This is a genomic window from Bradyrhizobium sp. YCK136, assembly GCF_044570075.1.
Classification (GTDB): domain Bacteria; phylum Pseudomonadota; class Alphaproteobacteria; order Rhizobiales; family Xanthobacteraceae; genus Bradyrhizobium; species Bradyrhizobium diazoefficiens.
On sequence record NZ_CP172424.1, the window covers coordinates 3,668,865 to 3,681,178 of the forward strand.

The following is a 12,314-nucleotide window of genomic DNA, read 5'->3' on the forward strand; positions in this document are numbered from 1 at the left end:
CGTCAACCGGTCCGCGGCATAGTCACAGGATGGTCGCGAATTTATTGACGAGCAGGATGTCCTCGACGGCCTGGACGTCTTTCTGCGACGAGAGCGTGATCTCCTCCACGGCCGCGTGCAGATCGCAGCCCTCGCGCAGCACGCGGTCGTAGATCTCCCGCCGCCGTGCCTCGTCGGGCGGCAGCATAAAGATGCTGTAAAGGATCAGGCCACGCAGCCGCGGCAGCTCATCCAGGATATCCTCGAGCACCATGTAGCTGCCGGGCATGGTGTGCTCGGCGGCGCTGAGCAGATAGTGCAGGTTCTTCCGCCGGGCATAGTCGCGGATCACGATGTTCTGGACGTGCTGCGGGGTACGGCTGCCGTTCAGCGGGCGGGCGCCGATATAGCCGCGATGGCCGGCTCGCTCAGCCATGGAAGCCTCCGGGCAGCTTGTATTGCATGCCGACCCGTGTCGCCGGGCGCAGCAGGATCGGTTCGAAGAATTCGCCGAAGCGCTTGTCCGCGTAGGGGGACATGATGCTCTTGAAGCGGCAGTTCATGCTCCAGCGCGTGCCGGGCTCCTCGTTGACGCGATTGCCGTGCATCAGGGTCTGGTTGAACAGCATCACGTGACCGTAGGGGATCTCGATGAAGGTCGCGTGCGGCTTGATCGTCTTGTACAGCTCCTCGGCGCTGCGCAGGCTGGCCATCCGGTCCTGCATCTCGCCGTTCAGGGACGGCGGCAGCAGGTACATCGACTTGGTGTGGCGGACGTCGACCAGCGGCACCCACACCACGACCTCGAACGGCGAGTCCCCCGACCAGACGTCGGAATGGGTGGCGAGCAGCGATGAGCTGTCGCCGGGAAGCTGGATGCTGAGATTGACGCGGCGCTGCATGCAGAGCTCGTTGCCGACGATGGTCTCGATCGTCGAGCGCGCCAGACGGAAATAGGTCGGCCGGAACCAGGGCTCGGCGTTGAGGCCGTTGAAGACGTGCAGCCGCAATCCGTTGAGATCATCCACGTTCACGCGCGTGTGGATGGTGTCGAGCATCGCATAGGGATCGTTGCTGTGCGGCAGCTTGAGATAGTCCGCCGCGAGTTCGGCGGCGCGCCGCTGGATGCGGTCGAGCCCGGCGCGGTCGTCGGCCGGCGTGGTGACAAAACCATCGTCGATGAAGCGCTGCGCCAGCGCCTGCTCATCGGCCTCGAGGAAGTCCGTATCCGTCATGCGAAGTACTCCCGGGCGGTCGCGCAGATATAGCTGATATCGGCGGCCGAGAGGAACTGGTTGATGGGAAGGGTGAGGATCTGGTTGGCCTGCTGCTCGGTCACCGGAAATGCGCCGCGACCATGACCCAGATGCGCTGCCGCCGGCTGCAGGTGGATCGGGACCGGATAATGGATCGCGGTCTCGATGCCGTTGTCGGCAAGATATTTCTGGAAGTCGTTGCGGCGGTCGGTCTGCACCACGAAGGTGTGGAACGTGTTGAACTCGATGTTGCGGCAGGGCGGAATGAACAGCGGCAGGCCTGCGAGCTCGGCGCGGTATTGCGCGGCGTTGCGCCGCCGGCGCTCGATCACCGAGGGCAGGTTGCGCAGGCGAATGCGAAGCAGCTCGGCCTGCAGCGTGTCGAGCCGCGATACGATGCCCCATTCCTGGACGTCGCTGCGGTTGATCAGACCGTGATTACGCAGGCGGCGAATTCGTGCGGCAAGCTCGGCGTCGGCGGTGACGAGGAAGCCGGCATCGCCCGCGGCATTGAGGTTCTTCAGCGGATGCGCGGAGAAGCAGCCGAAGGTTCCGATGGTGCCGCTCATTCGCCCGTCATAGGTCGAGCCGACGGCCTGCGCGCTATCCTCGATCACGGCGAGGGCGTGCTTGCTTGCGATCGCCATCAGCGGGTTCATGTCGGCCATGCGCCCGGTCAGGTGCACCGGCATGATCGCCTTGGTCCGCGGCGTGACGGCGGCCTCGACCGCGGCCGGATCGATGTTCTGGTCCGGCAGCACGTCCGCAAAGACCGGCGAGGCGCCGACTGCGATGATCGCGGCGGTCGATGCCGCGAACGAATTCGGCGGGGTGATGACCTCGTCGCCGGGACCGATGTCGAGCGCCCTCATCGCGAGGATCAGCGCATCGGTGCCGGAATTCAGCGTCACGACATGCGGCGAGCCGAGATAGGCGGACAATTCCTCTTCGAGCTTTCCGACCGCCGCACCGCCGATGAAATCGCCGCGCTGGAACACGCCCTCGACCGCCTGCATGATCTCGGCGCGCTCTTCCTCGAATTGCGCCGGAAGGTTGACGTAACCGATGCGCCGGCGGCCGGTGTCAGCGTCCATGGCAGAACTTCCGAACAGTCTCGATGACGCGGTCCTGCTGCGCGCGTGTCAGGTGCTGGTCCACCGGGAAGCTGATGACTTCCTTGGCATGACGGTCGGTAACCGGGAACGTTCCGGGGGCGTAACCGAGATGCTTGAGGCCTTCCTGCTGATACAGCGGGATCGGATAGTGGATCTTGGCTTCGATGCCGTTGTCCAGGCAGTACTTGTAAAGCTCGTCGCGGCGTTCGGCGAACACCATGTAGAGGTGATAGACGTGCTTCACGTTGGGCCGGCGCGGCGGGACGCGCAGGCCGGGCAGGCCGGCGAGGCCTGCGTCGTAATAGGCCGCGTTCTCGATCCGGCGCCGCGTGATCTCGCTGGTCTGGCCGATCAGCCAGTTGCCGACGACGGCCTGCAAGGAATCGAGCCGCGAGTTGCAGCCGAGGATCGCGATCTCGTCGCGGTTCTTCATGCCGTGGTTGCGGATGAGCCGGAGCTTCTCGTTCATGCCGTCGTCATTGGTGACGACGACGCCGGCATCGCCCCAGACGTTCAGGTTCTTGAGCGGGTGCAGGGAAAAGCCGGCCGCGATGCCGTGGGTGCCGGAGCGCTTTCCCGCGAACTCAGACAGGATGCCCTGGCAGGCGTCCTCGACGACGGGGATGTTGTGGCGCTGCGCGATCGCCATCAGCTTGCCCATGTCGGTGACCTCGCCGGTCAACTGAACCGGCATGATCGCCTTGGTCTTCGCTGTGATCGCGGCTTCGACATAGTCGACGTTCATGCAGAACGAATCGTCGCAGTCGACCAGCACGGGCTTCGCCCCGGTCTCCGCGATGGCGCCGACGGTCGCGATGAACGTATTGGCGGCGGTGATGACTTCATCGCCATGGCCAATGCCGAGCGCCTTGAGCGGCAGTTTGAGCGCGTCGGTGCCCGATCCGACGCCGATGGCGTGGCGCACGCCGATCAGCTCGGCAAAGCGCTTCTCGAATTCGGCGACGGGCTTGCCAAGGGTGAAGTCCCCGGTCGCGACCAGCCGGCCGATCTCGGCCAGGATGGGGGCAGGATCGGAGAATTGCTCGAGCAGATAGGAATATCGAACGTCGTACATGTGGCCCGTCAGGTGGAATGGAGTTGAGGGGAGGCGGTGTGCGAGGCGGCAAGCGCGCGCTCGATCGAGGCGGCAATGGCGCCGGCGGAAAGCCCGTGCTTCTTCAGCAGCGAGTCCTGCGAGCCGTAATTGTGCATGAAGCTGTCCGGCAGCGACAGCCGCAGCATCGCCGGCAGGCCTGCCCCGAGCTTGTCGATCAGCGTCTCCGCGACCGCGCTGCCGAGGCCGCCGGACGGGACATGCTCCTCGAGAGTTGCCACAAGCTTGATGCCGCGGATCGCTTGCAGCAGCGCCTCGGTGTCGAGCGGCTTGACGGTATGCATGTGCAGGATGCCCGCGCGGACGCCTTGTGCCGCCAGCAGGTCGGCTGCAGCCAGCGCCCGCTGAAGCATGATTCCGGTGGTCACCATGAGGACGTCACCCGGCGGCCGCATCAGGATGGCCTTGCCGATCTCAAAGCCGTGCTCGGCCTTCGAGACGACGGCATCGCCGCCCTTGCCCAGGCGGATGTAGATCGGTCCCTTCCAGTCGAGGGTCTGCTCCATCATGCGCGCCGCCTCGTCGGCATCGCACGGGCAGACCACCGTCATGTTGGGCAGCGCCCGCATGATGGCGATGTCCTCGATCGCCTGGTGGGTGGGGCCGAGCGGCGCATAGACGAGCCCGCCGCCATTGGCGATCAGCCGCACCGGCAGATTGTGCAGGCAGAGGTCGACGGCGACCTGCTCGTAGCAGCGGCGAGTGAGGAATGTCGCGATTGTGTTGACGTAGGGCACGAAGCCTTCCATCGCGAGGCCAGCCGACATGCCGATGATGTGCGCTTCCGAGATGCCTTCGATCAGATGGCGCTTCGGAAACTCCTTGCTCATCGCGCGCAAGGTGCCCGCGCCGGGATCGGAGCCGATGTAAAGCACACGCTCGTCGCGCGCGGCGAGCTTGTGGACCATGTTCATGGCGGTGTTGCGCATGGGGTGCCGATCAAAAATCGCCGACAGCAACGCGTATCGCGTCGAGCTCGCTGTCGGTCAGCTTGTTCTTGTGATGCCAGTCGGCGTTGGATTCTGCGGCCGGCAGACCCTTGCCCTTGACGGTATGGCAGATGATCGCGGTGGGTTTCCCCGCAACGGGCGGGACTTGCTTCAGGACGGTGCGCAGGGCGCCGACGTCGTGGCCGTTGAGCTCCTGCACGGCAAAGCCGAAGCTGCGCCACTTGTCCGCAAGCGGCTCCAGCGGCAGCACGTAGTCGGTGGGTCCGTAGCTCTGGAGTTTGTTGTAGTCGATCAGCGCGACGAGGTTGTCGAGCCCGTGCTTGGCCGCGCCCATCGCCGCCTCCCACACCGATCCCTCGTTGATCTCGCCGTCGCCGAGCAGGACGAAGGTGCGGTAAGTGCGTTCGCGCATGCGTGCGGCGAGCGCAAGGCCGACACCGATCGACAGACCATGTCCAAGCGCGCCAGTCGAGGCCTCGACCCCAGGCACCATTCCGTATTCGGGATGTCCGCCCAGAATACTGTCCGGGCCGCAAAAGCCGTCCAGCTCCGACAGGGGGAAGAAGCCGCGATCGGCCAGGAGCGCGTAGAGCGCCAGACAACCGTGTCCCTTGCTGAGAATCGCGCGGTCGCGGTTCGGATCGCGCGGGTTCTTCGGATCGATCCGCAGCACATCGTCGTAGAGCACGCGGACCATCTCGATCAGCGACAGGGCCGGACCGACATGTCCGCGTCCCGCCGAACGGACAGAACCGAGGACCAGGCGGCGCAGGTAAAGGCTGCGCTCGTCGAGCGTGCAGGTGAGGGCGGCTTCAGCGTGGGGTGAGATCTGGATCACGTTGGCAAATCGTTTGATGGAGCTGGCGGGCTTTGTCGAGCTGACCGGCGAGGCGGACCGTCAGGTCGCCACCTTGCGCAGCCAAGGCGCGCCGGGAGCGGCTTTCCGGCAAATAGGCATTCAGGACAATCAGGCACCAAATCGCTCCAAAGAGAGGATACAGTACGTCAAGGCGGATCGCAAACGCGTCATCCCTAGCCCGTCCTATTCGTGAGAGTGCGGCTTTTGGGCCCGATTGATGCGGCCGCACATCTTGTCTGACGAGGCGCACAGGATTGCCTTCGGCTTTTCGCCGCCTGACGACCGGTACTTTGCAACGCGCTTGAGGGATGGGTTGGGCGAACGGGGGCGGACGCCCCGCCGGTCAAGGACCGAGCGGCAGCAGCGCGCCGGGCAAGCCGCGGATCAGGTCGGCTTCGGGACATGCCGCGGCAAACGCAAGGCGAATGCGGCTCGTGGTCTCGACCACACGGGCAGCGAGTTTCAAGAGCCGAAGACGCAGCGTCGCGAACTCGGCAGTGGCCAATTCCCGGGCTTTGGGAATGGCGTCGCGCACGGTCAGCATCAGCCAATAAGCGGCCGTATGGAGCACGAGACGGACCTGGTTGGCGAGCGCCGAACGGCAGCTGGTGCGGTCGGAGGCGAGCTGTGTCTTATGCAGCTTGATCAGATTCTCTGCTTGGCCGCGCGCGCAATACAGGCTGTCGTAGATCCACTCGGCCGAGCCGACATCGAGGCTGGTGACGACGAAACGGATGTCGAGGCCGAGCATCGTCGCCTCAATACGGGCGACGGTGCGCCGTTCGCGATCCCAGGACTTTGCCTTGTGGCGGGTCTCGGTATAGCCACGCAGAACCGGCAGGTTCTCGATGGCGCGTCGGGTGCGGATGTCGTCGGCGACCTCGTCGACTTTTCTGGCGAGAGGCTTGGTGCCGGACAGACCGAAGATGTAGTCGATGCCGTTGGTCTCGCACCACGCCATGGCCTCCGGCCGGGCATAGTGCCCGTCGCCACGGAACGTAATTCGCGTGTTGTGCCACCGCGTCCGGATATGCCGTACCAGGCGGCGCAGAAGGGCACGCACCTCGACGCCGCCCGGCGTCTTGCCGGGCCTCAGCACGACCGCCACGGGACGGCTCTTCTCCGTGTCGTAGACGTGGATCGGCAGGAAGCAGCGTTCGTCATAATGAGCGTTGAACAGCGAGAGCTGCTGATGGCCGTGGACGACATCGCAGGTATCATCGATGTCGAGCGTGACGGATGCCGGCTCGCGCGGGTAGCTATCCATCCATGCGTCGACCAAAATGTAGGTCAGTCGGATCACGTCGCGCAGGCGCGGAGCATTCTCCAGCCGCGACAGCGTCGGTTGGGAACACAGATCGCGGCCCGTGTCCGGCAGCCGTCCGCAGGCCAGCTTGAATGCGGGATCGGACCGCAGATGATCGAGGTCGTCGGCGTCCTCGTAGCCGCAGCAGATCGCGAACATGCGCGCGCGGAACATATCGACAAGGCTGTGCACGACCCGCGTCGGATCGCGCCGATCCGGGAACACCCGGGCCAGATTGTCGGCCAAGCCGAGACGCCGCTCGGCCATCGCCAGAAGCATCACGCCCCCGTTCGAGGTTAGGCGCCCACCATCGAAGGCAGCTGTGACTTTCTTGGCGTGAATGGCTGGAAACGAGAAGGGCAGAATCGTATCATCGGTCATGGCGGGCGTGGCGTTCGCGGTTGAAGGTGATGGGGTGGCTTCGCAACCGAATCCTACGCCGCATCAGCGCTTTACACCACGCTCGCCAGCCCTCAGGCGCACTCTTACGAATAAGACGGGCTAGCCGCGAAGGCTTGCGCGAGGCGTTCGGTCAATCGATTTGCTTTGGCTTCAGGCAGATTGCTACCGGGGTGAATCGCGGTGTCCGACACCAGCTTGACCGGATCGTCCCAGCCGAAATATTCGAAGTCGATGAAGCGCAGCCGGCCGTCCGCGGCGCGCAGCGCATTGTGTAGTCCGAAATCCGACGGGCTCAACGCGCGATGCGCGGGCGCAAGGTCCGCTGCGGGATCCCGGCCGAGTTCCGCATAGCGCTGGCGGAGCCGCCGAATCGCGATGGCAGTGCTGGGAACCAGGCTGTCGTCCATGAACGCGCGCAGGTCCGGATGATCATCCGAAGCGCGCCTCAGTCCGTCCAGGCGCTGCTCGTACTGGGCGACGGCTTCCTCGGGCGAGAAGATGCTGGCCGAAGCGTTCCGCAAAGTTTGCGCCCCGTCGGCGTTGCGCAGTTTCTGCAACGCGATCAGGAAATCAGCCAGTTGATCGGCATCGCCGTCCTGAGGGCGCAGCACCGCCGCTTCGCCGTCGAACCATTGATACAGCGCGCAGAACGCACCCGAATCCTTCGCGATCGGGCGCGGTGTCGACATGATGCCGTGGCGCGACAGAAACGACAGCGCGTCATATTCCTGTCCCAGGCGATCGCGCCCGTCGGACGGATAATGCTTGAGGGCGAGGGGCGGTCCCTCCGCCATCTCCAGCCGAAACACCCTGTTGTTGCCGCCGGCCCGCGCCGGTTGGGCGGCCGCGACCCGCGCTCCGGCCAGGCGGCTGCCGATCGCCATTGCATCCGGCGCGCTGATCTCGGGCTCGCTCATTCCGCAAACACCTCGTGGCGGATGCCGGTCCATGTCGCGATCGGCTTGCAGTGTTCGGGGTGGGGAGGCTGCGAACGCGTGAACAGGATCGATCGCGTGCCCTTCGGAAAATGCGGTTGCTCGAACACCTCGACGAGATCGTCGATGAAGATGTCGAGCTCCAGGCTCACGAGTCGCTCGACCTTGGCGGCCATCGTGTCCTCGAAATACACGTCGCCGGCAGCCACCGCCGCATCCGCAGCGTCGATCAGGCCGGCACCACGCAGCCAGCCGCGCGCGGCTTCACGCAGGTCGGTATGGTCGGGATCCTGATGACCGAATCGGGTCTTGTGGCTGACGATGTACACCTTCGCGCCAGCGTGCCTGCACGCCGCCAGGTATTCCCGCACGCCCGGATAGATTTCGGCGCCGCCAATGCCCTTGCCGTAGACGAAGCCTTGCAGCCCTTGCCAAGCGAGCTCGCCGCCAGTGCGGGATCGCAGATGATCCCGCACATCGGTCTTCGGCCCCTCCCAGCCCTCGGGCACCAGCCCGCGCTGACGCGCGACGGCGGCAAAGACCTTGTCGTAGCAGATGATCGTGTTGTCGAAATCGATGCCGATCCGCACGCCGCTCACTTCAGGCTGATATTCTGCATCATCTTGATGTTGAAGTACCGGGGGTCGTTGAGCGAGTTCGGCAGGCGGCCGGCCTTGAAGGCGTCCACCAGTCCGGACACGGCTTGTTCGATCGTGTGCGTCGGCGCAAATCCGAGTTCGCGGCGGATCTTCTCCGAGGACACATGGTAGGAGCGCAGGTCGTCGGTCGGCTCGACCGCGATGTCGACGTTGTTGCCCACCACCGATTTCACGATGTCGGCGATCTTCATGAGCGAGTGGTTTTCGTAGCCGATATTGTAGGTCTTTCCGTCGATCTTTGCGTCGTCCTGCTGAAGCAGGAACAGATAGGCCGCGGACATGTCCTCGATGTGCAGGTTGGGCCGGCGCTGCGTTCCGCCGAACACGCGGATGCGGCCGGTGTTGACCGCGAGATTGGTCAGGATGTTGACGACGACGTCGAGCCGCTGCCGCGGTGCGTAGCCGCAGACGGTGGCGGGACGAACGGTGCAGGCGACGAACCCGGACGCCGCCTCGTCGGCAAGGTCGGTCTCGCACATCGCCTTGAACTTGGAGTAGTCCGTGAGCGGCTCGCAGGACAGCTCCTCGGTCACCTCGGCCTCGTCCTTGATGCCGTAGACGCTCGAGGAGGAGGCGTAGATGAAGCGCTTGATGCCGGCCTTCTTCGCGGCGCGCACCATCGGCCGGAAACAGTCGTAGTTGATGGACTTGCCGAGCGCCGGATCCAGCTCGAACGAGGGGTCGTTGGAGATGCAGGCGAGGTGGATCACCGCGTTGTTGCCGCGCAGGGCCTCGTTGATCGCGGCCTCATCGCGGATGTCGCCCTTGATCAGCCGGAGATTCGGATTGTTGCGAACCGCGTCGAAGACGGATTCGCCATACATGAACAGGTCGAGCACGGTGACCTTGTGGCCCGCGGCCAGCAAGTGGGGAACCAGCACGCTGCCGACATAGCCGGCGCCACCGGTGACCATCACGTTCCATTTCTGATCAATCACTGTCGTTCTCCAGAATTCTTTGCGCTACTTCAGCAACGCGGTGACAAACTTGACCAGGGGGGCCTTTTCGACCGAGTTGCGGTGACCGACGATGCCGACCTTGATCGCGCCTGCGGCATTGCCGATGAAGGCGACGTCCTCGATATTGCCGCCCGCGGCAACCAGCGGCGCCGTGATCGTCAGGAAGGCATCGCCCGCGCCGACGGTGTCGACGACGGTCTTGGTGAAAGCGGGGACACGCGCGACACCCGTCTTCGACGAGAAGGGGTAGCAGCCGAAGGAGCCGTGCGTGATGATCATGTTGTTGCAGTCGATCTTGCGGTGCAGGCCGTTCTCGATCACCGACGCGATGTCGTTGAACTTGTCGGTGGCCGCCAGGCGCGCTTCCGGCGCGTCGATGCAGATGTAGTCGGCGCGCGGATACTTCGTGATCAGATTGTAGCCGTGGTTTCCGCTGTTGCTCTGGGCGTTGATCGCCAGGAACCTGGAGTTCGCGATCAGCGTGTCGATCGTGCTGGGTGCGATCATGCCGTGACCGAAGTCGGTGACGATCACCACATCCCCGCCGCGAACGCGCTCGGCGGTGATACGGTCGATCTCCTTCCGCTCGGTCTCGTCGAGCGGCGTGTCGTCCATGGTGTAGACTTCGAAGAGCTTGTGCAGATAGCCCAGCTCGACGTACCGCAATTTGCGGGTCGTCGGACGGCCCTGAACGCGGATCGGCGTGAGCGTGACATTCGGGCGGACATGCGCGCGGATGAACTCTTCAGGGTAGTCGTTGCCACCCAGCGTCGTGACGATCTCCACCGACTTGCAGAAGCTCGCCACGTGATTGGCCGCGGCGATGACGCCGCCGGCAAATTGCTCGCCGTTCTTGAGCAGGGTGGCGACGATGTTTTCCTTCGAGGCCTTTCCGAGCGCCGTGACGTACTGGTATTCGTCGATGATGGTGTCGCCGACCAGCACGACGTGCATGTCCTGGATCTTGTCGATCAGCTTCAGCAGTCGTTCGGCGCCACCGCCTTCGCGCACCTTCTGGAGGTAGTCGCGCAGAGGGGGATCGTAGATGTCGAAGTAGCGGTTCATCAGCGACGACGAGCTGAAGGTCACGTCGCGCGTGAAGACGATGCGGCCGCCATGACGCTCGACGGCCTCTCGCTCGGTGGCGATCTTGCCGGTGACGTCATCCTCGGGGTTTTCGTAGTCAGAACCCTTCACGTAGATGTCGGGGCGCACGGTATCGAGGATCGGCTCGGCGCTCGATGTCTGGTTGATGCCGACCCAGTCGACCGTGCCGAGCGCGGCCAGCATCTCGGCGCGCATGTTCTCCGGGAAGATCGGCCGCCCGGGGCCCTTGTTGACAAAACGGTCGGCCGTAACGGTCACGATGACGACGTCGGCCTCGTTGCGCGCCGCCAGGATGTGCCGGACGTGGCCAAGATGCACGAGATCGAACACGCCGTGGCAGAGCGCAACGGTGCGGCCCTCGGCCTGCGCGGCGCGCGCGACCGCTCCCAGTTCCTCGATCGTCTTGATCTTCTCGTGCGGCGCCGGATGGACGGCCGCCTTGTCTGTCGCAGAATTGCCCATGTGAGTTACCCAAAAGCGCCGGCCGGCCTCAGCCGGCTGGTCCGAAATTGATCGATTCGCGGTAATGATACCCGGCGAACCTGTTCAATAGCTTGCCTTCTGCGGGGTACCGGGCGCCGAATCGCTGTCGTCACCGAGATATTTGAACCAGTCCTTGGTGGCGTCGGCAATCTTGTCCACCGTCCACAGGGGAGCGTCCTTGTACTGGTCCATCGACTTCAGCATCGTCGCGACGCCGTCCTCGAATTTCACCTTCGGCGTCCACTTCAGGACCCGCTTGATCTTGGTGATGTCGGCGTAGGTGCAGTCGGGCTCGCCGGGGCGCTTGGGAATGTGGACCTTGTCGCCGCCGAGCAACTCGACCAGCCGGTTGACGCTGTAGGTGTTGTCCGAGCCGACGTTGAAGATCTCGTGCGAGACGTCGGAACGCGCTGCCGTGACGAAGGCGTCGGCGACATCGCTGACGAAGGTGAAATCGCGGGTCTGCTCGCCGTCGCCGACCACCGTGAAAGGCTTGCCGGCGAGCTTCTGCGCCATGAACACGCCGAACACGGCACCATAGGTCCCCGTGGTGCGATGGCGTGGCCCGAACACGTTGAACAGACGGAGCGCCACCGCCGGAAGCTTGTAGACCTGGCACCAGTGCATGACGCACTGCTCGCCGAGATTCTTGGTGAGCGCGTAGGGGTACATCGGCCGGATCTCGGCGCTCTCCGGCGTCGGATAGATGTCGGGGATGCCGTAGCAGGACGACGACGCCGCATACACGAAGCGGCTGACGCCTGCCTCCCGCGCAGCCTCGAGAACGTTGACCGTGCCGTCGACATTGGCGCGGTGATACGGGATCGGCGATTCGATCGAGGGAACGATGTCGGCGAGTGCCGCGAGGTGAAACACCCAATCGATACCGGAGAAATACGGGCTGATCGACTCGCGGTCAGTGACGTCGGCACGGACGATCTTCAGCCGGCTCGAATCGGCGCGCGACGATAGATTTTCGGAACGTCCGATGACGAAATTGTCGAGCGCGATCACCTCGTGGCCGTCATCGAGGAGGCGATCAACGAGGTGACTGCCGATGAAACCGGCGCCGCCAGTGACGATGCATTTCATAGGAACATCCGTAGCGCGAATGCCCTGCGGGCGTCGCCAATGTTGAGTGAAACCCTGAAGCCGACTAACAGTCGGTCGCAACTTTTGCAAGTATTATA

The 12,314-nt window shown here is 64.2% G+C and carries 13 protein-coding genes; 1 reads left to right on the plus strand and 12 read right to left on the minus strand.

Annotated features, from left to right (window positions below):
* Positions 1-22: 22 nt before the first annotated feature.
* Genes ACFLEY_RS17355 through ACFLEY_RS17380 form a run of 6 tightly spaced genes read right to left on the minus strand, consistent with a single transcriptional unit; the run spans position 23 to position 5,252 of the window.
* Positions 23-415 (minus strand): LIC12192 family sporadic carbohydrate cluster protein, encoded by a 393-nt coding sequence (locus ACFLEY_RS17355; RefSeq protein WP_060907975.1) that lies wholly within the window; start codon positions 413-415, stop codon positions 23-25.
* Positions 408-1,214 carry a sporadic carbohydrate cluster 2OG-Fe(II) oxygenase gene (locus tag ACFLEY_RS17360; protein WP_060907974.1) on the minus strand — a complete coding sequence of 269 codons (807 nt, stop codon included), beginning with the start codon at positions 1,212-1,214 and terminating at the stop codon, positions 408-410. Before ACFLEY_RS17360 ends, ACFLEY_RS17355 begins: the two co-directional genes overlap by 8 nt.
* The gene (locus tag ACFLEY_RS17365) at positions 1,211-2,329 is read right to left on the minus strand and encodes a DegT/DnrJ/EryC1/StrS family aminotransferase (protein WP_396604702.1); all 1,119 of its coding nucleotides are present in this window, start codon (positions 2,327-2,329) and stop codon (positions 1,211-1,213) included. Before ACFLEY_RS17365 ends, ACFLEY_RS17360 begins: the two co-directional genes overlap by 4 nt.
* Complete coding sequence (locus tag ACFLEY_RS17370; protein ID WP_011088176.1) at positions 2,319-3,425, minus strand: DegT/DnrJ/EryC1/StrS aminotransferase family protein; 1,107 nt, start codon at positions 3,423-3,425, stop codon at positions 2,319-2,321. The genes ACFLEY_RS17365 and ACFLEY_RS17370 overlap by 11 nt, the downstream gene beginning before the upstream one ends.
* A gap of 8 nt (positions 3,426-3,433) precedes the next feature.
* A complete protein-coding gene (locus ACFLEY_RS17375; RefSeq protein ID WP_060907973.1) occupies positions 3,434-4,393 on the minus strand; it encodes a transketolase family protein in 960 nt (319 codons plus the stop codon).
* 10 nt (positions 4,394-4,403) lie between these two features.
* Entirely contained in the window at positions 4,404-5,252 is an 849-nt protein-coding gene (locus ACFLEY_RS17380; protein WP_039184759.1) for a transketolase, read from the minus strand.
* A 16-nt stretch (positions 5,253-5,268) separates the two neighbouring features.
* On the opposite strand from ACFLEY_RS17380, the gene ACFLEY_RS17385 reads away from it, so the two are divergent.
* On the plus strand, positions 5,269-5,466 hold the full coding sequence (locus ACFLEY_RS17385) for a hypothetical protein (protein ID WP_171901099.1): 198 nt from the start codon (positions 5,269-5,271) through the stop codon (positions 5,464-5,466).
* Between the two features lie 150 nt (positions 5,467-5,616).
* Here the strand turns inward: ACFLEY_RS17385 and ACFLEY_RS17390 are convergent, their stop codons facing one another.
* From ACFLEY_RS17390 to ACFLEY_RS17415, 6 genes are all read right to left on the minus strand, one after another.
* A complete protein-coding gene (locus ACFLEY_RS17390; RefSeq protein WP_396604703.1) occupies positions 5,617-6,960 on the minus strand; it encodes an IS1380-like element ISBdi2 family transposase in 1,344 nt (447 codons plus the stop codon).
* Positions 6,961-7,064: 104 nt separating this feature from the next.
* Positions 7,065-7,898: an aminoglycoside phosphotransferase family protein gene (locus tag ACFLEY_RS17395; protein ID WP_249163110.1), complete on the minus strand. Its 834-nt coding sequence runs from the start codon at positions 7,896-7,898 to the stop codon at positions 7,065-7,067.
* A complete protein-coding gene (locus ACFLEY_RS17400) occupies positions 7,895-8,515 on the minus strand; it encodes a hypothetical protein (protein ID WP_211433876.1) in 621 nt (206 codons plus the stop codon). Before ACFLEY_RS17400 ends, ACFLEY_RS17395 begins: the two co-directional genes overlap by 4 nt.
* On the minus strand, positions 8,512-9,513 hold the full coding sequence (locus ACFLEY_RS17405; RefSeq protein ID WP_028171385.1) for an NAD(P)-dependent oxidoreductase: 1,002 nt from the start codon (positions 9,511-9,513) through the stop codon (positions 8,512-8,514). Before ACFLEY_RS17405 ends, ACFLEY_RS17400 begins: the two co-directional genes overlap by 4 nt.
* A 24-nt stretch (positions 9,514-9,537) precedes the next feature.
* A complete protein-coding gene (locus ACFLEY_RS17410; RefSeq protein ID WP_097532105.1) occupies positions 9,538-11,103 on the minus strand; it encodes a PfkB family carbohydrate kinase in 1,566 nt (521 codons plus the stop codon).
* An 84-nt stretch (positions 11,104-11,187) separates the two neighbouring features.
* Positions 11,188-12,216 carry an SDR family oxidoreductase gene (locus ACFLEY_RS17415; protein ID WP_011088169.1) on the minus strand — a complete coding sequence of 343 codons (1,029 nt, stop codon included), beginning with the start codon at positions 12,214-12,216 and terminating at the stop codon, positions 11,188-11,190.
* Positions 12,217-12,314 lie beyond the last annotated feature (98 nt).

Bases quoted from the DNA above. Each gene is read 5' to 3' on its own strand.
- ACFLEY_RS17360 (WP_060907974.1), bottom strand. From the start codon at position 1,214: ATGACGGATACGGACTTCCTCGAGGCCGATGAGCAGGCGCTGGCGCAG.
- ACFLEY_RS17415 (WP_011088169.1), bottom strand. From the start codon at position 12,216: ATGAAATGCATCGTCACTGGCGGCGCCGGTTTCATCGGCAGTCACCTC.
- ACFLEY_RS17365 (WP_396604702.1), bottom strand. From the start codon at position 2,329: ATGGACGCTGACACCGGCCGCCGGCGCATCGGTTACGTCAACCTTCCG.
- ACFLEY_RS17390 (WP_396604703.1), bottom strand. From the start codon at position 6,960: ATGACCGATGATACGATTCTGCCCTTCTCGTTTCCAGCCATTCACGCC.
- ACFLEY_RS17395 (WP_249163110.1), bottom strand. From the start codon at position 7,898: ATGAGCGAGCCCGAGATCAGCGCGCCGGATGCAATGGCGATCGGCAGC.
- ACFLEY_RS17410 (WP_097532105.1), bottom strand. From the start codon at position 11,103: ATGGGCAATTCTGCGACAGACAAGGCGGCCGTCCATCCGGCGCCGCAC.
- ACFLEY_RS17375 (WP_060907973.1), bottom strand. From the start codon at position 4,393: ATGCGCAACACCGCCATGAACATGGTCCACAAGCTCGCCGCGCGCGAC.
- ACFLEY_RS17385 (WP_171901099.1), top strand. From the start codon at position 5,269: ATGGAGCTGGCGGGCTTTGTCGAGCTGACCGGCGAGGCGGACCGTCAG.
- ACFLEY_RS17355 (WP_060907975.1), bottom strand. From the start codon at position 415: ATGGCTGAGCGAGCCGGCCATCGCGGCTATATCGGCGCCCGCCCGCTG.
- ACFLEY_RS17370 (WP_011088176.1), bottom strand. From the start codon at position 3,425: ATGTACGACGTTCGATATTCCTATCTGCTCGAGCAATTCTCCGATCCT.